21 protein-coding genes are annotated in these 23,493 nt (G+C 40.7%); 11 read left to right on the top strand and 10 right to left on the bottom strand.

What is annotated here, in order from left to right; translation table 11 throughout:
• Positions 1-128: 128 nt before the first annotated feature.
• Positions 129-1,427: a cation:proton antiporter gene (locus V7K61_RS28545; protein WP_335058740.1), complete on the bottom strand. Its 1,299-nt coding sequence runs from the start codon at positions 1,425-1,427 to the stop codon at positions 129-131.
• Positions 1,428-1,998: 571 nt separating this feature from the next.
• On the opposite strand from V7K61_RS28545, the gene V7K61_RS28540 reads away from it, so the two are divergent.
• Complete coding sequence (locus V7K61_RS28540) at positions 1,999-2,268, top strand: hypothetical protein (RefSeq protein WP_069069307.1); 270 nt, start codon at positions 1,999-2,001, stop codon at positions 2,266-2,268.
• Positions 2,269-2,580: 312 nt separating this feature from the next.
• Here the strand turns inward: V7K61_RS28540 and V7K61_RS28535 are convergent, their stop codons facing one another.
• Together V7K61_RS28535 and V7K61_RS28530 are read right to left on the bottom strand one after the other, a co-directional pair.
• Positions 2,581-3,720 carry a glycosyltransferase family 4 protein gene (locus V7K61_RS28535; RefSeq protein ID WP_335058738.1) on the bottom strand — a complete coding sequence of 380 codons (1,140 nt, stop codon included), beginning with the start codon at positions 3,718-3,720 and terminating at the stop codon, positions 2,581-2,583.
• Between the two features lie 63 nt (positions 3,721-3,783).
• Positions 3,784-4,956 (bottom strand): glycosyltransferase family 4 protein, encoded by a 1,173-nt coding sequence (locus V7K61_RS28530; protein ID WP_335058736.1) that lies wholly within the window; start codon positions 4,954-4,956, stop codon positions 3,784-3,786.
• Between the two features lie 540 nt (positions 4,957-5,496).
• On the opposite strand from V7K61_RS28530, the gene V7K61_RS28525 reads away from it, so the two are divergent.
• A complete protein-coding gene (locus tag V7K61_RS28525) occupies positions 5,497-7,794 on the top strand; it encodes a hypothetical protein (RefSeq protein WP_335058734.1) in 2,298 nt (765 codons plus the stop codon).
• A gap of 737 nt (positions 7,795-8,531) precedes the next feature.
• Here the strand turns inward: V7K61_RS28525 and V7K61_RS28520 are convergent.
• Complete coding sequence (locus V7K61_RS28520) at positions 8,532-8,816, bottom strand: DUF2470 domain-containing protein (RefSeq protein WP_094351540.1); 285 nt, start codon at positions 8,814-8,816, stop codon at positions 8,532-8,534.
• A 270-nt stretch (positions 8,817-9,086) separates the two neighbouring features.
• Here V7K61_RS28520 and V7K61_RS28515 point away from each other — a divergent pair, with 270 nt between their 5' ends.
• On the top strand, positions 9,087-9,842 hold the full coding sequence (locus tag V7K61_RS28515) for a metallophosphoesterase family protein (RefSeq protein WP_335058731.1): 756 nt from the start codon (positions 9,087-9,089) through the stop codon (positions 9,840-9,842).
• 194 nt (positions 9,843-10,036) lie between these two features.
• On the opposite strand, the gene V7K61_RS28510 is transcribed toward V7K61_RS28515, so the two are convergent.
• On the bottom strand, positions 10,037-10,900 hold the full coding sequence (locus tag V7K61_RS28510; RefSeq protein WP_335058729.1) for a M48 family metallopeptidase: 864 nt from the start codon (positions 10,898-10,900) through the stop codon (positions 10,037-10,039).
• Positions 10,901-11,293: 393 nt separating this feature from the next.
• Here V7K61_RS28510 and V7K61_RS28505 point away from each other — a divergent pair, with 393 nt between their 5' ends.
• Positions 11,294-11,827 carry a DUF4330 domain-containing protein gene (locus V7K61_RS28505; RefSeq protein ID WP_335058727.1) on the top strand — a complete coding sequence of 178 codons (534 nt, stop codon included), beginning with the start codon at positions 11,294-11,296 and terminating at the stop codon, positions 11,825-11,827.
• A 127-nt stretch (positions 11,828-11,954) separates the two neighbouring features.
• On the opposite strand, the gene V7K61_RS28500 is transcribed toward V7K61_RS28505, so the two are convergent.
• Entirely contained in the window at positions 11,955-12,851 is an 897-nt protein-coding gene (locus V7K61_RS28500; RefSeq protein ID WP_335058725.1) for an alpha/beta fold hydrolase, read from the bottom strand.
• A 747-nt stretch (positions 12,852-13,598) separates the two neighbouring features.
• On the opposite strand from V7K61_RS28500, the gene V7K61_RS28495 reads away from it, so the two are divergent.
• Both V7K61_RS28495 and V7K61_RS28490 read left to right on the top strand, forming a co-directional pair.
• Positions 13,599-14,183: a hypothetical protein gene (locus V7K61_RS28495; RefSeq protein WP_335058723.1), complete on the top strand. Its 585-nt coding sequence runs from the start codon at positions 13,599-13,601 to the stop codon at positions 14,181-14,183.
• A gap of 185 nt (positions 14,184-14,368) precedes the next feature.
• The gene (locus V7K61_RS28490) at positions 14,369-15,142 is read left to right on the top strand and encodes an armadillo-type fold-containing protein (protein ID WP_335058721.1); all 774 of its coding nucleotides are present in this window, start codon (positions 14,369-14,371) and stop codon (positions 15,140-15,142) included.
• A 70-nt stretch (positions 15,143-15,212) separates the two neighbouring features.
• Here V7K61_RS28490 and ftsE read toward each other — a convergent pair whose 3' ends face one another.
• Positions 15,213-15,959: a cell division ATP-binding protein FtsE gene (ftsE, locus tag V7K61_RS28485; protein WP_335058719.1), complete on the bottom strand. Its 747-nt coding sequence runs from the start codon at positions 15,957-15,959 to the stop codon at positions 15,213-15,215.
• A 252-nt stretch (positions 15,960-16,211) separates the two neighbouring features.
• Positions 16,212-16,967, bottom strand: coding sequence for a WecB/TagA/CpsF family glycosyltransferase (locus tag V7K61_RS28480; protein WP_334718126.1), 756 nt, complete (start codon positions 16,965-16,967; stop codon positions 16,212-16,214).
• Positions 16,968-17,390: 423 nt separating this feature from the next.
• On the opposite strand from V7K61_RS28480, the gene V7K61_RS28475 reads away from it, so the two are divergent.
• From V7K61_RS28475 to V7K61_RS28465, 3 genes are all read left to right on the top strand, one after another.
• Positions 17,391-18,110: a response regulator transcription factor gene (locus V7K61_RS28475; protein ID WP_335058717.1), complete on the top strand. Its 720-nt coding sequence runs from the start codon at positions 17,391-17,393 to the stop codon at positions 18,108-18,110.
• A gap of 163 nt (positions 18,111-18,273) precedes the next feature.
• Entirely contained in the window at positions 18,274-19,947 is a 1,674-nt protein-coding gene (locus V7K61_RS28470) for a SpoIIE family protein phosphatase (RefSeq protein WP_335058715.1), read from the top strand.
• Positions 19,948-19,950: 3 nt separating this feature from the next.
• On the top strand, positions 19,951-20,376 hold the full coding sequence (locus tag V7K61_RS28465; protein ID WP_094351551.1) for an ATP-binding protein: 426 nt from the start codon (positions 19,951-19,953) through the stop codon (positions 20,374-20,376).
• A 214-nt stretch (positions 20,377-20,590) separates the two neighbouring features.
• Here V7K61_RS28465 and V7K61_RS28460 read toward each other — a convergent pair whose 3' ends face one another.
• A complete protein-coding gene (locus tag V7K61_RS28460) occupies positions 20,591-21,022 on the bottom strand; it encodes a ketosteroid isomerase family protein (protein WP_335058713.1) in 432 nt (143 codons plus the stop codon).
• 250 nt (positions 21,023-21,272) lie between these two features.
• On the opposite strand from V7K61_RS28460, the gene queG reads away from it, so the two are divergent.
• A complete protein-coding gene (gene queG, locus V7K61_RS28455; RefSeq protein WP_335058711.1) occupies positions 21,273-22,247 on the top strand; it encodes a tRNA epoxyqueuosine(34) reductase QueG in 975 nt (324 codons plus the stop codon).
• Complete coding sequence (locus V7K61_RS28450; RefSeq protein WP_335058709.1) at positions 22,222-22,857, top strand: HAD-IA family hydrolase; 636 nt, start codon at positions 22,222-22,224, stop codon at positions 22,855-22,857. The genes queG and V7K61_RS28450 overlap by 26 nt, the downstream gene beginning before the upstream one ends.
• 129 nt (positions 22,858-22,986) lie before the next feature.
• Here the strand turns inward: V7K61_RS28450 and V7K61_RS28445 are convergent, their stop codons facing one another.
• Complete coding sequence (locus tag V7K61_RS28445) at positions 22,987-23,364, bottom strand: hypothetical protein (RefSeq protein WP_335058707.1); 378 nt, start codon at positions 23,362-23,364, stop codon at positions 22,987-22,989.
• Between the last annotated feature and the right edge of the window lie 129 nt (positions 23,365-23,493).

The following is a 23,493-nucleotide window of genomic DNA, read 5'->3' as shown; positions in this document are numbered from 1 at the left end:
CTAATATAAACCCCTTTCCTATAAAGAAAGGGGAATTAAGACTCAAAGCAACTCTCAAATTGGGAGTAAAGTTCAAAAAATTAAACTGTAGCGACTTTCAAGACAGTCGCTACATACAAAAATGGCTTTTACTCAAATTCGTCTATTGTAGTGGGAGTAGTAGTTTTTCTCTTGTTAGCAAAATTGCGCTCATACCACTTCATTAATGGAGTTGCGCTAATTCCATGCACAATGACCGAGGCAACAATAGTAGTGTAAGTTATCCAAGCAATTTGTTCGGCTGCTTCACCTTTTAAGCCATGACCAAAGGCATAAGCTAGATAATATAAAGAACCAACACCGCGAATACCAAACCATCCAAATAACCACCGAGTTCCTGGGTGAAAGGTTCGGCGGCGTGAATCTAGAGGACGTTTACCTATTGTGCTAATCCAAACTCCTAAAGGTCTGATGATCAAGAATAACAAAATTATCACTAACACAGATTGCATAGCATAATTAAGCATTGGTTTCAATAATAATATTGAACCTAATAGTAAAATTGTCCCAACTTCCAGTAGCTTTTCTACTTGCTCAACAAATTCTAATTGTTCTATCGGTTTTTCAGAATTCCTGTAACTGCGTTGGACAACTAACCCAGCAACAAATACCGCCAAAAATCCATAGCCATTAACCATTTCTGTTAATGAATAAGTTATGAGAATTGTGCTGATAGCAATAAAATCTTCCATTAACTCATCGGCAGGACGGCGTTTTTGAACTTTTTTTTCAATCCAAACTATAGATTTGGCAACAACAATTCCCATAATAATACCAGCTGCGATCGCCCATATTAAATCAACTGTAATCCATTGTTGAAACCAGTTTCCCCAGTTGTCATCTTCTAAGGCATGAATGCCAAAATAAACAAAGGGAAAAGCTAAAGCATCATTTAACCCACCTTCAGAAGTTAAACCAAATCTCAACTCATCTTGGTCATTTGCACTGGTTAGTTGTACTTCTGATGCTAATACTGGATCGGTAGGTGCGAGAATTGCTCCTAATAAAATTGCTTCTCCCCAATTCATACCTAAAAACAATTTACCCACAACAGCCAGAGCAAAAATTGAAATTGGCATCAAAAATAGAATCAATCGCACCGTAATATTCCAAACCCCCAACTTTAGAGGCCGAACAATTCTTAAGCCGCAACTAAATACAGAAATAATTACTACAAGTTCTGTTATTTTCTCCAGCAGTTCGGTGTTAAAAACGTCATCTCGACGTAATTGAATCAGCCCTAAGCCATAAGGGCCTAGAAAAATACCAACCACTAGGTAGATGATGGCAAAAGAAAGGGGTAAGCGAGTAATCCAACCTGACCCTAAAGTTACCATCAGTAAAAGTAGACCAATTACAAATAGGTCAATAATATAGATATCTAGCATATAGCGATTTACATAAATATAAGGTGTTGCTTTGTAAGCTTAGTTGCAATACCTTTGTATTAGAATTTACCTATAGGCAGATTTTATGGGATTAGGAATTCAGAGACACTACCAAATTGAAGAAGAAAGGAATAGATAAATTTGGCGTTGGCTTTGCCCATCGTAGACATTGCGCTTTGATTATTTGTTAGAAGTCCTTTAACTAATCGGATGTAGCACGGGAATATAGCTAAGACACACCTATACGCTTTTAGGAATGGTTTATAAGCTAAACGACATCTAATCCAAAATTTATATAACTCTTGTGGCATAGGTCGAAAAGCCCACGCTAATTATGCAAGTTAAATGTGGAACAGCTTAATCGTGTCCGGTTAAAGGGATTTTTGGGCTTTCTGCATAGATTAGGGAATATAGCCAATTGGATGGACATGATATATTTCCTACTTTCTGACTCAGATATCGTCCAATTTAGTACAAATATACTATAATAGGTATAGCGTCCACAAAGCCTAGCCAAATGCATAATGGCTCTGTGAAAACCTTCTGGAAGATGGATTCAAGGGTTAGTTCGATGATGAAGCATTATATTCTCAACCTCAATCCGACTGCCAAGCATGAATGGGATCGGTGTATTTTACGTGACCCGCTGACTGCCAAACGCCCAGACATTGCTAAACTAATTGCCGAAGCAGTTGGTGCTGATACAGGTAGTTATTTGGTCAGCGTGAATATTGAAGTTCAAGTTTTGCAGCAAGCGGCAGTACCTCAAGCCGAACAACTCTCGCTTTCATTTCCAGAGGTGAGTGTGCCCTCACAACCACAACTGCGGGAAGCGGCTTGAGGCTACAGTGCAGAATTTAGCAGAAAATAATTAGCCTGCATAAGCAGGCTTACTTTGTTAGCCGCAGACTTAAGTCTGACGGCTAAATAAGGCAATAGACCCCAAATTAGATTAACTGTCGATAAAGCAAATGCGATCGCCCATTTGGAATATCTGCGTAACCAGTTTAGTGTAGCTAAGTTGAAAGCCAGATTATAGCGTTTCCTAATCACATGAGCTACATCTTAGCCCCCTCCTCGCTTGCGGGGAGGGGGTTGGGGGTGGGGTTGAGGACATAGAGGGCACGGAGAAATAAGAGTTTGAGAAAAGTAATTATAATCTGTGGGACAGCAGTTGAAAAATTTGCTGATTAATACTTGCAACATCAAAACGCTGACTAGCAGTAGTCCTGGCATTATTAGCTATAGTCGCAGTTATTTCTGTCTCCTGTAAACAAGTGATAATTACTTGTGCAAGTTCTTGGGGTTTTCCTGGTGTCACTAAAAAACCATTAAGGCCATGTTCTACTAACTCCATTGCACCTCCAGCTTTGGCTGCAACTACAGGTTTTCCAGATAGCATTGCCTCTACAATCACTCTACCAAAGGGTTCTGGCGAAGTAGATGTATGCGCCACCAAGTCACAAGCTGCCATTAACTGGGGAATATCAGAACGAAATCCTAAGAATTTGACGCGGTTTTCTAATCCCAGTTCACTAACTTGTTGGTGTAACTTTTGGACATAATCTTGTTCGCCAAACAGTGCATCACCTACTAAAATTGCTGTCACCTCTTGCGGACATTTAGCCAGGGCATCAATTAAAATATGCTGGCCTTTCCAAGGTGCAAGACGGCTAAAGTGTCCAACAACAAATTTTCCTTCTAATCCTAACTGTTGCTGTAATTGTTTAATATCAGATTCATCAGTTTGATAAATTTTTGGATTAAAGCCGTTGTAAACAACTTCGATGATGTCTGAGCGTCCTCCTGCTTGTACGAAGGCTGTTTGACTAGCTTGAGAATTAGCAATTACTAATGATGCAAAACGATTAGCTAAGTTAACAGCAATGCGAAGATTAGTTTGGCTAAAATGTTCTTTGGAAAGAATATCATGTAAATGATAAACCAGAGGGCGACGACTGAAAAAACTTGCTAAAGCTCCGACAACTAATGCTTTTTGGGTGTTGGCATAGATTAAATCGTATTCACGCGCTTTTTTAACTACCTTAGTAATCAGAGGTGCAAGTTGTCCCAAACTCTTGAATCCTTGTAGCAAACTGCTTTCTTTGCGAACTTGGATTGCTTGAGTTGCGAGAACTTCTACTGGAATATGATTTTGTTGTAGTAAATCTTTAAACGATCCATCTGCAAATAAACCTACTAAGGCGCGATCGCCATAAGGTTTAGCAATATCTATTAAACATAATTCGGCACCGCCTGGTTTACCGCTTTGGTCTAAAAAAAGAATTTTCATAAAACCTCTAATTTATCTAATTTGACCCACGCAGCAACCCTAAAATCTATTACAATCACTTATTTAAGCTAATAAAACATTCCGTACTTGTTGGGCGATTTGATTCCAGTCGTAATGTGTGGTGGCGTAGTGGCGACAGTCCGATCGTGAAGGTATGGGGATATTACCCAAAAGCACTTGCTCTAATTTTTCAGCAATAGCTAAGGCGTCTGTTGAAGTAGTAATTAAATCTGGTGAAAATTCTGATAAAATTTCTGGCATTCCCCCAACTGGAGTACATAAAACAGGAGTGCCACAAGCTAAAGACTCAACTATTACTAATCCAAATCCTTCAAAAGATTGACTAGGCATAATAGTCAATTCAGCCGCTTGATAAGCTATAGGCAATTGCTCATCAGGGAGAAAACCTAAAAATTTAACGTTGTCATCTAGTCCTAATTCTGTAGCCTGTTGTTGTAGTGCAGCTTGGATGTGGCCACGACCTGCGATCGCTAGCCAAACATCTGGTATTCTGGGCTTAATTATGGCCAGAGCTTGCAATAATTTGTCAACTCCCGTTCGATGCACTAAGCGGCGTGATGTAAATATAATCCGGCGATTACTAGGCCAGCCTAGCTTTGCACAAGCCTCTTGGGGTGATAAATTTGGCTGAAACCAATTAATATCAACTCCACCGGGAATAATATTAATTTTGCTCCACGGTACTTGATATTTATCATGTAGAATTTTACCAAATGCTTTGCTCAAAACAATGAAGCGATCGCAGCGATTATAAGTGTTTTGTTCTATTAGCCAGTGCTTAATTAAAAGACTGAGGTTTTTGTTAACAACTTCCTGCTGACTTTCAGAAGCCCAAGGGCCATGAAAGTTAAAAGTAACTGGTACTCCCTTTGGTAAAATATCTAAAATCGGAAAGCTGTATAATGCAAAGTGCAAATTAATAGCATCTGGTTTGCTGGTTCTTGTTTTCTGAAAATTCGTGCGAATCGACCATAATCTTTGCCAAATAGCACTATCGGGACTCGCCAAGTTAGTCAGCTTAATCGGCGAATTTAGTTCAGCTTCTGGTAAACCGACTCCACATAATTCAATCCGATCGTGATTTGCTGCTAATTTATGAGTTAGTTCATAAATATACCTTTCTAATCCTCCGGGACTTTTGGGAAACCAGCCTAATCCCAGAGTGAGAATGGATGCAGATACTGAATTAAAACTTCTTTCTTTATTAGCTTCCATCGATATTTATCCTATAAATATATTAAAACAGTAGGGGCGCACATCTGTGTGCCCCTACAGCGTGTTGTATCCAAACCCGAATCACTATAATTTCGGAATACACATTACTAATAAGAGTTTTTTTACGGAACACCAATTTATAAACTATTTATATCCCAACGTCAACAATGAATTAAAATCTGTCTTTTTATTAACTAAATAACACTTACTACATATCTACTATACCTATAATTTAACAAGCTGTATGCTATGTATAGTAAGGAAAAAGCTACTAGTGAGCAAATAAGTTTGTATCAGAAATCACAGTACAAAAGCAATAATAAATACTTTTAAAATTTTTGTTTACTATTTTATACAATCATGTGATTTTGATAAAGCTTATATAAATAGTACATTTTTAATCCTGATAGCTTTTTATTGATATGTAATCAGATATCTTGGTTCGGAAAAACTGTATATGAGTGAATTTAAAAACAGTTATCTTTTGTGCGGATTTCAAAAAAGGTAATTGTATATAAATAATTAAAAGATGAAAAATATATGATAAATAAATTACTGGCGAAGTTAGTAAAACTTCGTCATAAACTCAATCAGCAGGTAAAAAAATTATCTAAGACTAAATATTTACAAAGAAGTAAAACTTTCAATTTTTTACTCAGTATGACTGTTGCAGTCATTGTTACTAGCATTGGAATTACAACAGACTGGGCAACAACAGAAACACCGACAATTACATACAAAGCATCACCAATAAGTAATACTATTGACAGTACAAAGTTGCTGGTACAAAACAATACTGAAACACCCGCGCTTAACTACAAAACATCCTGGATAGGTAATACAATTGGCAGTGGAAATCTGCGGATACAAAATAATATTGAGGCAATGTATGTTGCCCCTGATGGCACGGTTTATACTAACAGCCATTGGGATGAGGCGGCAATGGAGGCAGGAATATATAAAGATGGTAAAGTTATTGCTGCTCTTGGGGATACTCACGGCTGGAGTCGTGGCGGTGGCAAAGCTGTAACCGCAAATAGTAAATATGTTTACATTGCCATGACTCAAGGTTCCAGGGGCGATACAAAAGAAGATTATCCACCAGAAGGAACAACTTGGTATAGCGTTAGACGCTATGACTTATCAGGAAAACCTGCGCCGTTTCCGAATGGGCGTGGTTGGGATAAAAGTATGTTGATTACCAGTACTAAAAGTGAAGTTACTGGATTAGCAACTGTGGGAAGCGAGTTATATGTGAGTGATTCTGCTGCTAACCAGATTCGTGTTTATGATACTGATACGATGAAGGAACTTCGCAGCTTTCCCGTTGCTAATCCAGGAGCAATAACTATTGATCCACAAAAAAATCTGTGGATTATTCAAAGTAAAAATGGTAGTAAGCCTGCAAAAATTTTACATTATTCCCAAAGTGGAAAGCAATTGCCCCAACAGATTGCAGATATCGTCGAACCAACTGCGATCGCTATTAATCATCAAGGTAAGCTGTTAGTAGCAGAAAATGGCCCGCGTCAGCAAATGTTGACTTATGAGATCAAAGATCGGCCAGTGCAGGTGAGTAGTTTTGGTTCTAAAGGCGGTATCTATGCAGGAGTTCCTGGTGAAGTTCGAGATTTGAAACTTTACGGACTTACCGGAGTCGGTACAGATGCTTCCGGCAATATCTATATAAATAGTAATGGTTTCAACAAATCAGGAACAGATTTGCGGAAATTTTCGCCATCGGGAAAACTAATGTGGCGATCGCTGGGATTGATATTCGTCGATAATGCAGATGCCGATCCGAAAACTGATGGTGTAGATTTATTCACCAAACAAGAACACTATCTGATGGATTACAGTAAGGCTGCTGGTAAGCAATGGAATTACAAAGCCTACACCTTAAATCCTTTCAAATATCCTCAAGATCCACGTCTGCATACATCGCCAGACGGAACCTTTGTTCGCCGCATCCAAGGGAAGCCGTTTTTGTTCCTCACAGATATGTATAACAGCTTTCTGCAAATCTATCGTTTTAATCCCGCCACAGATGGTAAAGTTGCCATCCCCGCCGGAATGTTTGTCGGAACTAATGGCGCAGATAAACCATTTATTGCCGGAAATTGGCCACCGTATCAACCAGAACAAGGAGAATGGATCTGGCGCGATCGCAACGGTAATGGCAAATTTGAAAAGAACGAATACGATCGCAGCAAAGATTATCCTCATCTTGGTGGCTGGTGGGTAGACAGTAAAGGAGATGTTTGGAAAGCTTTGCGAACAGAAGATGGCATTCGACACTATCCTTTACAGGGAATAGATCCTAAAGGCAACCCCATCTACAGCTATAGTTCGATGGAAAAGCAAACTACTCCCAAAATATTTAACGACTTGCGGCGGATCGAATATTTCCCTGAAACAGATAGTATGTTTTTGTCAGGCTTTACGGTAGATCGTCCTGCATTTGGTGACGATGCTGGAGTTGCTGGATCTGAGATTGCCCGTTTTGACAATTGGAGTAAAGGAAATCGTACTCCCAAATGGCGGATTGTAATTCCCTACGACAGCACCGGGAAGCGTGAAGTGTCTACAGCAGCAATCAGTGTGACGGGAGACTATGTATTTGCCGTGACAGTCAAAACCGCAGAGGTATATGTCTACAATGCCAAGACGGGAGCGCAAGTACAACAGTTAAAACCAGGCCCAGAAGTTGGCAGCGAAAGTGGCTGGATTGATATACCCTACGGTATTCGGGCTTTTCGGCGTTCCAATGGTGAGCATCTGGTATTTGTGGAAGAAAATTGGAAAGGAAAGGTGATTATGTATCGGCTGGCGGGGTGAGTATTTACAGCAATTACGAGATAAACCTCGTCTACCTTGAGAACCGTAGTTTTGTCGCTTGGGTGCAGCGATCGCGTAACCCAACATAAATAAAATAAGGTGGTAATGTTGGGTTGCGTTTCACTCCACCCAACCTACATAAATATATATATCTTTTAAAAAACTCTAGATTTTAACATAGATGAGGTTTAATATCATGTCCGCGTAATTAGTTATGCTAACCACAGTCATTACACCCCTCCCCGCAAGCGGCTACAGTGTACACACATCTCTAAAAATCCTACCCACCCAATATTTCTGTTCAAGTGAAAGTCGCACACTGAGCAAATATTACGCCCGAAACTTTAGTTCCGGGCTGATAGCTAAAGTCCACTAAGCGTGGACTGAACTAAATTTCTTGTTTAGTCTTCTTTTAGAAGACTTTCGCTATGAGACTCGGAATTTATTCCGAGGCGGGATAGATACACTGCACCAACACTTGTGTGTACACCGTAGCCGCTCTTCGGGAGGGGAGACAAAGCGTAGCTTTGGCGGGGTGGGGTTCTTCGGGTTTAATAAGCAATCAAGCGGACATGACATAACACAGTTTTGACTCTAAGCTTAACCAAACGGCAGATCCTCGACAACTTTTACAGAGTCGGGGATCTTGTTTTTCACAAATGATTCAGTATTGCTATATGTACAAAAATATGTGATTAAATGTATCGCAGATTTAGTGTCAATTACTTTGTAATTTCCTATTTAGCCTTCACCCGCGCCTGCTTCACCATTGCAATCAAAGTTTGATGAGCATCTTCCGCATCTACTAAAACACGATCGAATTGAATGCGAACTGGTACAGTTTCCCCATTGACTTGCGCTGTTAAATCCATACCCTGTGCATCAATTGACAGCATTTCGGCTGCGATCGCATCAGTGACACCACCAAAAGCTTTAGCATAAATAACTACAGCATCAGCATGATCGTCATTCATGTGCTTGCAGATGCGCGAACTAATTTCAGCAGAGAAACCATTAGACATTGTGAACTTAAAAGTTATGAATATGGCAAGAGCCTAAATTCTCGGCTAAGTAGTTTAAATTAGCAGAAAAACCTAGTCTTACGCCATCGATATTATAAGTTATATCTAAAAAACAATTGTCGTTGTATATATTTGATAAGTTAATTGTATTACTCGTACAAAAATTAAATAAAAATAAGCATTATCCAGTATTTTTACCTTTCATTGCGGAAACCAGACAGCGTAAACTGTAGCAGAAGTATTAGCCAAAACTATTGCAGCTAAGAGACAATGAGCGAAACTAGCCCCAGACGAATTGTAATTGGGGATGTGCATGGACACTATGAAGGTTTAATGACATTGTTGGAGGCGATCGCCCCCACGTCAGAAGATCGAGTCTATTTTCTGGGAGACTTAATTGATCGCGGACCTCACAGTGCACAAGTAGTTAATTTTGTCAAGGAAAATAACTACTCATGTTTGTTGGGAAATCATGAGCAGATGTTACTAAACATTCTGACGAATGAAAGGACTTCCTCTTCGACAATGCAAGCATGGCTGTTTGGTGGAGGGCAAGCGACCGTGGCCAGTTACCAAGAGGCTCCAATTCCTGATGACCATCTGGATTGGTTAAAAGCTTTGCCTACATACCTTGACTTAGGGGATATTTGGTTAACTCATGCTGGTGTTGACCCTTCCAAGTCGGTGACAGAACAAACTGCCGATGAACTGTGCTGGATACGAGAGGAATTTCACAGTATTGAAAAACCCTACTTTCCAGATAAACAAATTATCATCGGTCACACCATTACCTTTACCCTGCCTGGTGTTTCTCCTGGTAAACTGGCCCAAGGAAAGGGATGGCTAGACATAGATACTGGCGCTTATCATCCCCGGAGTGGGTGGTTGACTGGACTAGATGTCACAAATCAGTTGGTTTATCAAGTTAATATCTTTAAAAACTATATCCGTATCCTGCCTTTAGAAGAGGTTGTAATTAACATTGATCCAGCCAAAATTAAAGTCGATCGCCGCAATAGGAATTGAGGAATATTTGAAATGAGGGGGAGAAATCAATTAAAAATTCAAAATTCAAAATTCAAAATTAAAGAATTTCTGCCCCCTGCCTGGTTGTTGAGCCGCTTGCCCTGAGCGTAGTCGTTGGCGCAGCCTCTCGTAGAGAAGGGAGTCGAAACACTGCCTTCTGCCTCCTGCCTCCTGCCTCCTCTTTCCCAATTTCCTCAAGACTTCGCTAATGGTCGAATATTTGCTTTATAACTAGCATTATCCAAGCCAGATTTTCCATTACTAGGTTGAGAGTTAATTGCACGTCTGAGGGCATCAATGCGATCGCTCGTTCCGGGGTGTGTACTTAAAAATGTCGGAGCAGAACCACCCTTTTTCAGTAGCTTTTGCATAAAAGAAACCATCCCAGACTGGGCATAACCAGTACGTGTCAAAGTTCGCAGTCCTCTTTGATCGGCTTCAAATTCATTTTTACGACTGCGTGGTAAGTCTCGCGCTAACTGTACGCCAATTTGCACTGCGGAATTTCGATCTAAGCCAGCCGCCGTTAATAGACCACTTTCGAGGGCTTTTTGCTGCATCTGCTTAACTACGTGTTTCCCGCCAATGTGACCAATTTCATGGGCGAGTACACTTGCCAGTTCCGCTTCATTATCTGCGGTTTTCAGCAAACCCGTATGGACATATACATAGCCGCCCAAAGTCGCAAAGGCGTTGATAGCGTCATCCTCAACTATCTGGAAAGTATAGGGGAGATCGGGGCGATCGCTATTTGCTGCTAAACGCCGACCAACTTGTTCTACATAACGATTAACTTCGGGATTGCGGTAAAGTCGGACTTGACTGCCGACCAATTCCTGATTAATCTGCTTACCAAGATCAACTTCTTGATTAGGAGATATATTAGAAAGCTGAAATGCCTGAACTCCTTGGAGTAGAAGAGGTAAGAAATCTAAAGTTCTTCCAGGCAAGGGTGTACTTAGGCACAGACTCAGGGCGACTACCACTGAAATTAGGGGATAAAACCAGCGACGCCGCCATATACGGTAATTTGCAGCAAAACCTTTCCAATTGAACATAATACGCTCTGAAGATTATTTCGGGAGAACACAAAATGAGGGGACAAATTATGAGACGGATTTAGAGGATTCTAAGTTGCATTCTTAACTCAAGACCAAAGGAGTTGTCATACAGATAATCTTGATGCAAATCTACCGAATTGCGTAATGCTAGGGATTCTCTCTAGAGATAGTCTTAAAAACTAGATTTTACTTTCTAGGTGCGTCAGTATTAACTGGTAAAAGTTTGAGGGTTAGCTGCCGTGCCTCGGAAATTACGAACTTGTGATAAACTGTCGCATAACCGCAACCCCCGAATACTTTGAGTTATTACCAAATAGGGAAAATTACTGTTTCCATCGAAAACTTTCTGGCTACAATCCATTACTTCGCTATTACCTCGGAAAACTTTTTATGGCTATTTTAGATTCAAAAGGTCGCTTGTTTGGCAAAATCAATCTCCTAGATTTAGGTGCTGTGCTGGTAATTCTGCTAGTTATCTTTGGCATCTTTGTTTTTCCTGGCACTTCTGGTTCTGTCGCCCAAGTTGGGGCGAAAACAGTACCCATAGAAGTAGACTTAGTAGTTCGTGGTTTGAATGTACGCGACCCGGAAAAATTAATTGACAATGGTTTAAAAAAAGGCGGAAAAACCAATGTGATTATCCGCAATCAACCCTATGGACAGATTGAAATTAAATCTATTCAACAGCTACCTAGAACAGTCAATGTTTTTCAACCTGATGGCACTGTTAAAGAACTGCCAGATCCCAAGAGCAATAATTACAGTACAGATTTTCTTTTAACTTTAGATGGCAAAGCTCAAGTCACTGAAAGCGGCCCAGTTTTGGGTAACAGTAAAGTAAAAATTGGGATGCCATTTGAGTTAGAAGGTTTTAACTACAACTTCAATGCAACTGTCATTGATATCAGATTGAAAGACAAATAGTATTATCACTTTTGTGAATAATGTTTTCTCTAGAAATCTTATTAAACATCTGGTGAAAAAGAATGTAGAGACGCGTTAGCACAGCGGGGCGTTCGCGGAGTCGAATTTCGCGTCTCTATGACTCATGTTAATTAAGCAAAGGCAAAAACTTGCGAATTAAACCGATTGTCACTGCTGGCAATTCCAACTGTGGTGTTAATCCGACATCTTCCAACTGTTGAAAAAATCGGATCGCTAGGGGATTGATTTCAGCAAGGCGGCGACCAATTGAGGGGCCTGTAAATTCTGACTTTTGTCCCCAAATAATGGCGGTGGGAGTGGCTAATTGTTGAATGTAAAGGGATAAATCAAAGCACAAATCGCCACGGACAAAGGACAGTGCTGCATACTCAGCATTAGGCTGTAGGGCAGATTCTAGATAAGCATCTACAATTTCTTGGTAGACTCGATTGGATTGAGCAAATTGCCTTTGTTCTAAAAAGCCGCGAATGCCGCCACTAGTAGCAATTCCAGTGCTGTAAAGTAAACGATCGACAATGGGAACGCTGACTAACTGGGCAAAAAAACTACGGGAGTAGTCTTCGCCAAAGTCAGAAATTCCGGCGGGGGTGGTAAGAATTAAAGACTTGAATAAATCAGGACGATCTGCTGCTACCCGAATTGTAAATGCTGCGGTCAAAGAAGAAGCGATCGCTGTTACTGGCCCAGTACAAGTTTGCTCGAAAAACTCCCGAATCGTGGTTAAATAATCCTCAACTTTATAACTCCGTGCTGGATGTTCAGACCTACCCCAACCGAGCAAATCTGGCGCAATGACCCGATATTCAGCCGCAAAAGCCGGATAAACTTTCGACCACTCATAAGCAGAAGACCCACCACCAAAGCCGTGCAGAAATACCAAAGTTTCGCGATCGTCTTTGGCTGTCACATCATCCTCCCAAGGCGCTCCAGCAGCAGTATAATATACCATTCTACCTAGTGAGGTACCTATAGAGCGTTGTTCAAATCCTAGTGGTTGAAACATAAGTCTTTTTTGTTGACTGTAGTGATTCGTTGGCACAAGTAAGACAATATACCTGGGAGGCAGGCACACAAAGAGAAGATTCGGTAATTTCTCCGCCTCTCCTTTTGTCACCCTAAATGTTTACCGCATTCAGTGTTGAGTAAATTAAAAAGCACTTAATATTTGTGTACTTAGTAAGAGCAACGTCCCTTGTAGGCAGTCTTTTAACTCAGCACTCTTCATCCTGGATTTCTCACAAGTGAGAAATCCAAGGAGTGTGGGAGGTGTGGGAGGATGGGGAAGAAGTCTTACCCCCCACACTCCCCACACTCCTCTTCCCCCTCTACCTACACTATGCGTGAGAAATCCGGGTTCATGTGTCTAGTTCAAACTCCCCACTCATTGTTATTATCAGCGAAGCAATCACTCTCAGACTTCTCGCTAGCGTCAGATTAAGTAGATATAAAATTACTGGATTACTTGTAAAGATTTGGTGCTTTTTTTCATAAAAATAAAGTAACTGAACGTTGAAATTACTGTTCTATAAGGGTTTTGCATGGTAGCGAGGCTCGCTCCAGCGTGAATCCAGCATAAGTTTTTATGGTAGTCTATCAAAAAACCGATAAATAATTTTGACCGTCAACACGTCAAAAATAGTTAGAACGCTTATTTTAATAAGCTGTTAATTTTACTTATATATGTAGAAAGCACAGCTTTTGATGTATAACTAATCTGATTTTTATCTAAGTAATAGTAAGGCGGGATGTCATGGTAAAGCAGGCTACTCTTCAATCAAATAAACTACCAACGATTGAAGATGCTAAATTTGCGCTTGACAACTTTAATATACAAAACGAAATTAAAGCTTCAGCTAGGCGGGGTCAGGTCGAGCCAGTTTTTGATGCTGCCAAACTTACTGTACCTACTTGTATTTGTTTAGACTTAGAAGACTTGAAGTGTTTTGAAGCGGTAGAGCGCCAATATGAACGTTGGGGAGTCATTTTTCACAATTCTCTAGCAATACAGCCATCAAATCCAGCATTTCCAACCTATTCAGGGCTAATAGTCTTAATGGGAGCGCCCAAAAGCGGATTTTTAGAAGCTACTTTCTTGCGTCCAGTTAATTCGGTTAGTGCCTTTGTCACTAGTTCGCAACGGCTAGTGCTTTCCGCCTACGATCGCGATCGGCAATTACTCGCTCAAACTGCGCTACCAGGCTCTAATCTTGCTAATTCCGACTCGCCAATTTCCCCCAATACCTTATTATCTATAAATGTGAATAACATTCACAGCGTTACCTTTTGTACTTTTGATGGTCAATTCACCCTTGATAACTTTCGTTTTTGTCTTTAAGTAAGACTTACGTACAAGATGCCCTTGCTCTTAGCAATTGAAAATGGTATCTTATTTGCGCTGTGCTGTATTAGTCTACTATCCGTCTATAAAATCGGGCATTTTATGCTTTGAGCCTTCATCCTTCCTTCATCCATAGTAAAACTTATACAATAGGTAATTTCATAATCAAGTAGGTAAACACTGTGGCACAGGCTTCGTCTTCTTGGCAGCAATTGATCAACCAAATCCCCAACTGGAACTGGTCGCTTCCAAAATTCAAGACAAAGGGAGCCATAAAGCAGCAAACATTTAAACGTTTCTCTGGCCCTGGGGGCTTTCTTGGGTTCCTGACAATTATCATTGCCATGTTGTTGTGGAACTGGAAACTGCTACTGGCTCTCTTAATCGGCATTGGAGTAATGGTATTGGTTTACTCAATGCAGGAGTGGGACTGGCAATTGCGCTGGTCAAAAATACGTAATTTCTTAAATAGTTCAAATCGTCGGTTAGCTTTAGCAGTTATCAGTGGTGGTATTGCTACTGTCAGCACTTACATGGCAGCGGCAATATGGGTTGACTCTCACAGTCACTGGATTGCTGCTGGTGCGATCGCGCAAGGTGCGGGAACCCTGTTAACTTTAATTTTATTGGTATGGCAAATTGTCAACTTCTATGAAAATCGAGAAGAAGACCATCTCGATCGGTTGTTGATGAATTTAACAGAAAAAGATCCATTGAAGCGGTTGATTGCTCTAGGTCAACTCAGTAAATTCATCAGCCGTAAGCGAGTTGACTCTTCAGTGCAGCAAGATATTGTCCAATGCTTGCAACTCCTACTCAGTCGAGAGGAAGAAGTTGTAGTGCGAGAGGCAGCTTTTAAGAGTTTACAAGCCTGCGATCGCCTACAAGTACTACCCCTCAAAACAGCAGTACCTTTCGTACCCGTATCAGCAAAAGTCAAACACCACGTTTATTAGTCATTTGTCCTTTGTCCTTTGTCCTTTGTCCTTTGCAAATGACCAATGACCAATGACTAATGACAAATAACTATTTTCGAGACAACGTTCCATTACGAACTTGCACTATCGGATGATTGCACCGCCGTACCAATTGTTCATCATGGGTGGTGACAATTACTGTAGCCCCAAAGGAATTTAACTTCTGGAGAATCTGGATTACTTGCCAGGAATTATCTGGATCGAGATTTCCAGTCGGCTCATCGGCCAACAGTAGGGGTGGTGTACCAACGATCGCACGGGCAATACTCACCCGCTGTTGCTCTCCTCCAGACAGTTGATCTGGAAAACAGTCAGCTTTACTCAGCAAACCTACCAGCTTTAAGGTTGGTTCTAAACGTCGTTGAATTTCTTTACGGGTATACCCTTGAGCTTGTAGCACAAAAGTGACATTTTCTGCTACTGTTCGTTGGGTAATCAGTTTGTAGTCTTGAAACACAATACCAATTCGTCGCCGTAATAATGACAAGCGATCGCCCCGCAAATCCGCTACATTACATTCATCAACAATTACTTCTCCCTGTGTAGGCAACTCCTGGCCATACAGCAGTTTCAAGAGCGTTGATTTTCCAGAACCACTTGGCCCCGTGATAAACAGAAATTCTCCCTTTTTTACCTCAAGGTTTGCATTCAATAAGGCGTGAGTGCCGTTAGCATAAGTCTTGCTTACAGATTGTAATTGTACCTTTGTAGTAGTATTGCTACCGTGCTGTTGAGTTTCCCTGTCCTCTCCGCGAACGGAAAAGTCTTTCTTAACTTGAGTTGTTAATACTGGCATTGTTAAACTTTCCTCATACCCACAACCAAACAGTTTGCCTGCTTAAATGTGACATTCTCCCCAAAATAAGGATTCCCAGGTTTTGCCTGGGAATTTAAATTTCAACAAAGAAAATTTAAAATTTTTTGAAGACTTTAAATGCTAACTAAGTAACAACACTCAGAACTCAGCACTCAGCACTCAGAACTCAGAACTCAGAACTCAGAACTCAGCACTCAGCACTCAGCACTCAGCACTCAGAATTCAGCACTCTTAACTAATTGCACCCCTTGCTGTCAAACGATAAACAAACGCTTTCACAGCAAACGCTGGCAAAGCCAACATCCGCCGCCAGCGCCAAGGTTCTTGATAAAGGCGATACAACCATTCCAAATTATTATTTCCTAACCAGGCGGGAGCGCGAGTTTTAGTTCCCGACCAAATATCAAAACTGCCACCAACGCCAATCCAAATTGCTTGGGGACACAAATGGCGGTTTTCGGCAATCCATAACTCTTGACGCGGCACTCCCAAACCAACAAAAATCACTTGTGGCTGCAATTGAGCAAGAGTTTGTCGCAATTGTGCTTCTTCTTCTGGGGAATGGTAGCCTGAGTGAGTGCCGACTATATTCAAACCTGGAATTTGCTGCTGCCAAAAATCTGCCGCATTTGCTGCTACTCCAGGCGCTCCTCCATAGAAAAATATTTTTGTCCCTGTCTTCTGTTGCCCAAGTGCTTGCAAAAGTTTTTCTGCTAATTCAATCCCTGGAAAACGCTGCACTTTTTGCCATAACAGCCATCGTAAATACAGAACAACCCCAGCTCCATCTGGAATCACCAGTTCAGCATTTTTAATCACCTGAGCTAATAATTGATTTCGCTCTGCCTGCATAGTCATTTCTGCATTGAGCGTTACGACATGAGTTCCTCTGCCTGTGTGCAGGCATTCTAACAACCAGCCTGGATAGTCAGCCATCACATGAACTGGTATTCCCAACACTGAAAATGCTTGATTGCCGTTAGACATAGCCTATTCTTAAGTAATACTCACACCAGATTTTGCATGAATGTTAAGTTTATCAAATTTTTTTATATTAGAACTTAGGCAAAAGAGATTCCCCTTTGCCCTGCAACGAGAGCAAGCATAATTAAACTAAATAGACATAAGAGTGAAGAAGAATGTATATACGTAGCAGTGCTACGTATATATAAGGGTTTTAAATAACACATAATTAATTTCACTCCTCTGTCTATTAATCTTGGGCGCTTGTACTTGGGCTGAACCAGTCCAACTTTTATTGTTAAAGTGTAATATTCACTCAGTATAAAACGCTCAACTCGCAACTCTGGTTCCGGGAATAGAAGCCCCCACTATACTGCTTGCAGTTAGTGTGGGAGTATGTCACGAAACTCGACTTTATGGTTATAGTGTAACGGGCTGAAGTTGGCTATGAGTAAAATTCGTATCGCTCTGATTGAAGATCATGACCTAACTCGTGTGGGTATTCGTACAGCACTACAGCAAAAGGATGAAATTGAAGTTGTAGGTGAAGCTGCTAATGCTGCTGATGGTCTAAAAATGTTAAAAATGCTACAACCAGATATTGCCATTGTCGATATTGGTTTACCAGATAAGGATGGCATTGAGTTAACACGGGAGGTAAAATCTACTACTAACGGCCAGCAGTTACTTACAAAAGTATTAATTTTGACGCTGCGGGATAACAAAGAAGCGGTGTTGGCAGCTTTTGCCGCTGGTGCAGATTCTTACTGTATGAAAGATATCAAATTTGATAATTTGCTGGAAGCAGTACGAGTAACTTACAATGGCAACGCCTGGATCGATCCAGCGATCGCTCGGATTGTATTACAACAAGCGCAACAAAATCCTCAAAAGTTGGAATCGGCTTTGGTCGATTCTAAAACTATTGCTCCTAACGCTGATTCTTTTGAGAATCTGGAAGGAATTCAACCTTACACCCTGACAGAAAGGGAATTGGAAGTGTTACAGTTGATTGTCGAAGGTTGTAGTAATGCAGTCATTGCGGAAAGACTTTACATTACAGTTGGCACTGTTAAAACTCACGTTCGCAATATTTTGAATAAGCTATGTGCCGATGACCGTACCCAAGCAGCAGTCCGCGCCTTGCGTTCTGGGTTAGTTGGATAAATTTAATTTTGGTGTGGATCAATTGAGGATAATCAAGGGAAACTCACAACTTTGAAAAGTTATATTTTCAAAGTGAATGAATTCTCTGATTTTCTCTTATTTATTAGGTGAGATAAACATCATACTATCTCGCCATTCAAATATATGAAAACAAAAGTCAAATATGGCTGAGATTGGGACGGAAAAACTTAAGCTCATGGTGGTAGATGATGAGCCAGATAATCTAGATTTACTCTACCGTACTTTTAGACGAGATTTTCAAGTATATAAAGCCAATCATGCCTTTGGTGCTTTGGAAATCTTGGATCAATTTGGCGAAATGGCGGTAATTATTTCTGACCAAAGAATGCCAGAAATGAATGGGACTGAATTTTTTAGTCGCACCGTAGAGCGCTTTCCAGACACGATTCGGATTTTGTTAACTGGTTTTACTGATGTCGAAGATTTGGTAGATGCGATTAACTCCGGTCAGGTATTCAAGTACATTACCAAACCCTGGAATCCAGAACGGCTCAGAGGCTTAGTTGAGCAAGCCACTGATACATATCGCCTAGTAAAGAAGCGCACCCAAGAGTTGCGTCGCGCCCTACGGCGAGAATCTTTGTTTAATGCGGTAACAACAGCAATTCGGGAATCTTTAGACTACGATAGTATGCTGCAAAAAATTGTCGCAACTATTGGAGAAACATTTGAAGCTAGCAGTTGCTTGCTCAAACCAGTGGAGGGCGATCGCCTCACACAAGATGAGTTTTTCTACCGCGATCCGAAATCTGATGTATTAGATTCCTTCTTCGACTCCAGTGTTTTAATCGAAAAAGTGCTGGAAACCCGTCATTATCAACTTGCTCAAGATGTATATAACGGTAATCCTGGTCATCATCTAGTTGTGCCACTTAGCTACCATCAGCATCTGTTGGCTGTGCTGACCCTCCACCAATGGGGACGCGATCGCCCTTGGGAAGACGAAGACATCCAACTAATTGCAGGTGTTGCTGAACAAGCAGCCTTAGCTCTCTCTCAAGCAAAACTCTACCAACGTCTCCAAGAAAAGCAACAGCAGATTCACACTGAGTTAGAGGTGGCTCGTCAAATTCAATACAACCTGCTACGCCAAAGTTTACCTGACATTAAAGGTGTAAAGGTACAAGCTTGCTGCTATCCGGCGCGCGAAGTAGGAGGCGATTTTTTTGAAGTTTTTGTCCATCCTAAAGGCGACTTGTGGTTGGCAGTGGGTGACGTTTCTGGCAAGGGCGTCCCAGCAGCTTTATTTATGGCTAGTATTATTTCAGTTTTGCGCCGAGAATTATCTCAAGAGACACCAGCAGAGCCGAATGTGGTCATGCAGAACCTCAACCACGCTCTCAGTGAAGATTTAATTAGCAACAATTATTTTGTCACTCTTGTGTTAGCTTGTTATACCCCTAACACTAAAGAACTGGTCTACACTAATGCCGGTCATATTTATCCAATATTATGGTCACGGCAAGATGCTTTAGCTGAAAATCCCAATTACTTGAAAGTTCGCAGCGTTCCTTTGGGGATTTTGCCTAAGTGGCAGGCACAGTCTGGTCGCTTGGTTCTCGCTGCTGGAGACACATTGTTACTAGCCAGCGATGGAATTACAGAAGCAATGGTATCAAATAATCCTGATTCAACAGTAAAAACTGAGGCTGGGGTTGAGCCAGCGAACCGTTCGATGCTGAATCAAGATGGTCTTTGGCAACTCTTACAACAAGAGCAACAACCACTTTCTCTTAACCATTTACTAGCTCGCATCCAGGCAGATAATCACGTTCAAGAAGACGATCAAACTATACTTTCACTGGAGATTTTGTAAGTCATGAAAAGTGAGCTTCATGTACCAAGCGACTTGAATTTTCTGAATATTGTTGAAAACTGGTTGTTGGGATGTTTAAAAATTCAGCTAGGAGAATCTGTGGATTGGTCGCGGCAATCAAGTCGTTTGAGACTGGCTTTAGTGGAAGCCTACTCTAATGCAGTCCGTCACGCCCACAAGGATCAACCAAATTTACCCATTTTACTACGTTTAGAAGTGAAAGACCGGGATTTTGCCCTAGAAATTTGGGACTACGGCGAAGGCTTTGATATGTCTAACTACTACGCTCCAAACCCGATGGAAAAGCAAGAAGGTGGTTATGGTTGGCTGATTATGAATCGTCTCATGGATAAAGTAGATTACAAATTGCAGGTTAATGGTGCTAACTGTCTGAAGTTAGAAGCTACTTTACCCGAATTAGTCCAATAGACAAAAAGTTACTATTTTTCAAGTCATGCTATTTATGAGTCAGAATTCAGAATTCAGAATTCAGGAGTCAGCAGGGGGGTAAGCGTTATCCTGACTTGTTGGCTTTTAGCGTTCCTACAGGGTAGCAACTGCCGTTCAGAATAAAGCCATGAATCCTGTGTGAGTAGGTGAGAAATATTGGTTTAAAACTTTGCCCTTGGTAGTTATTTGCTACTTACTTTTCACGACGTAAAGTAAGTAACTCTTTGGGGGAAGCTAAAAGTTTAATTCTAGTATAAGAAATTTGCCGTTGTTGGTTGAGGATAAATAGCCACAAGACATTGACACTACACCACGAAGTTTGTGCTTTGCCTGTTACCTGGACTTGGATATCACCATTTTCTAAAGTCTCGGCTATTCCTTTGTTCGGGTAAGCTTTAATGTTTTGACTTTCTTGTTTTAAGTAGGCTGCGATCGCATCTGTCCCCACAATATCAGATTCAAATGGCGGACGCATTACACCATCTATCGCAAACAAGGCAGCAGTTGCTTCAAATTCTCCTGCATTTAAGGTTTCAAAATAACGCAGTACGCTTGGTTCTGTAATTCCCTCAATCTGGAATTCTTCTTTAAACTGCGCTGGCGATATAAATTCAGCAGAGGTCATAAAATTACCTGTATTATGCTATCTGAATATTAATTTCAATACAAAAATAAGTAAAAAAAAAGCTGCTGTTGAGATAATTGCTACATATTAATAAATCTTCCTAACGATGGAAGTCTTGAACTGCTATGCAGCTTAAAACAGGCTATATATTAGTTAATTAACAAATCTTAATTAAAATCTTAATTAAATGTATTGGCTACATAGTATATAATTAATACGCGTTTATTTGGGCAAAATCCAGATAAAAAAAATGAATCAGTATTCTGTAACGAGCAGCAGTCTGGTGAAAGAAAAAGCCAGCGAGTTGGGCTTTCATAAAGTTGGAATTACTGCTGTAGATCGGATAAATGCCACAGAAGCGCAGAGGTTGCAAGCATGGATTGAACTAGGTTATCAGGCTGATATGAAATGGATGGCTAATCCAAAGCGTCAGGATATCCGCTTAGTGATGCCAGAGGTGCGATCGCTAGTGTGTGTAGCGCTGAATTACTACACACCACATCAACGTCCTGAAAGTGAGGAATACGCCAAAATTTCCCGTTATGGTTGGGGAAGGGATTATCACAAGGTGATGCATGGAAAACTCAAGCAGCTATCTATATGGCTAAAATCACTTGATCCAAGCGTATTAGCTCTTTATTATGCAGATACTGGCCCGGTGCCAGATAAAGTGTTGGCTCAACTTGCCGGAATTGGTTGGATTGCCAAGAATGGTAATGTGATTACACGGGAATATGGCTCTTGGGTATTTTTGGGAGAAGTGTTGACAAATTTAGAATTAGAAAGCGATCGCCCACATACAGAACACTGTGGTAGCTGTACTCGTTGTCTTCAGGCTTGTCCCACAGGTGCAATTACTCAGCCTTTTGTTGTCGATGCTAATCGTTGCATTGCTTATCATACCATTGAAAATCGTGACAAGGAATTGCCAGAGGCGATCGCACCTCATTTGCAAGGCTGGGTTGCTGGTTGTGATATTTGCCAAGATGTTTGTCCTTGGAATCAACGTTTTGCCCAAACAACTGATATTGAAGAGTTTCAGCCTTATCCTGGGAATATTGCTCCCCACCTGCTAGAATTAGCCCAAATCTCAGATCGGGAGTGGGATAAACGATTTCCAGCATCTGCCTTGCGGCGGATTAAGCCAGAAATGTTACGACGCAACGCCCTAGCTAATCTTGACGCATCCAGGCAGAAGAATGACCCAGAAAGTAATTATTTTTGATTTTGATGGCACAATTGCTGATACAGTAGATGCCCTTGTAAGTATTGCTAATCGTTTAGCTATAGACTTTGGTTATAAACAAATAAGCCCAGAACAATTAGCCTTTCTCAAGAACTTAACATCTAGGGAAATCATTAAGTACTCAGGAGTTTCTCTATTTAAGATCCCTTTTCTAGTTAAACAAGTTAAAGGGGAATTAAAAAACAAAATACCAGAATTAAAGCCCATTCTGGGTATTAAGGAAGCATTAACAGAACTCCAAAATCAAGGATATAAACTGGGTATTATCACTTCTAATTCTAAAGAAAATGTTACGCAATTCCTCACAATCAATGATTTAAATCACCTATTTGATTTTATTTACTCAGGAATTACAATTTTTGGCAAAACAAATATTATAAATAATGTCTTGAGGCAAAAGCAACTCAAACCTCAAGAAGTTATTTATGTTGGAGATGAAACCAGAGATATAGAAGCATCAAAAAAAGCAAATATCCAAGTGATTGCAGTCACTTGGGGCTTTAACTCACTGGAAGTACTAGCCAAGCAAAATCCAGATTATTTAATTCAGCAACCTAGCGAACTGCTAGAAGTCATGAACAGTCGTTAATTAATAATCAAAAGCGGATTAACAATCGATCGAAACAGTAGAATGGGCAATGTCTACTAATACCGAGAACCTCAATTTTCATATTGGTGACATTGCCCATCTGACAAAATAGCAAGATATCAGGAAAAATTAATTTTTCCGTTCACCCTTTTCTAAAGCTTGTTTTACTAAATCATCACTGACATTAGCTGCACCCCCAGTCTGAGAATTCCCAATTTCTTTTGCTGACTCCAGAAAATCATCAGGATTGCCAGTTGACTGTGTTTGAGCTTTTGTCTCTTGTGGCTTAGAGGTTTGATATTTAGGCGCAGTAGCTGATTCAGCTGCTGCTGCACCCTGACCTGTGCGATCGACTTCACTAACGCTGAATTTTTGTGCAGCTGCATAATCAGCATCAAAATTCACCGTTGGCGCTTTTTCTTCACCACTAGCTATGCTTTCGGCAGCTAATTGTGCATCCTGGGTGGAAGCTTCATTTAAATTGGGCTTTACTTCTTGATCGGGCATAATTAAAACCTTTAGGTAAATTTTTTATTGCTTACTTGAGTAATCATAGCAAAGCAATTGGTTGCTTTATTGCTTCCTATAGAGAGACTTTTACCTCTATTAAAAGGTAGATTAAAGCTGCAATTTTAC

The organism is Nostoc sp., from assembly GCF_036918015.1.
Lineage (GTDB): Bacteria > Cyanobacteriota > Cyanobacteriia > Cyanobacteriales > Nostocaceae > Nostoc.
The sequence above is the reverse complement of the archived record's forward strand: the minus strand, read 5'-3'. Positions and strand labels throughout refer to the sequence as shown.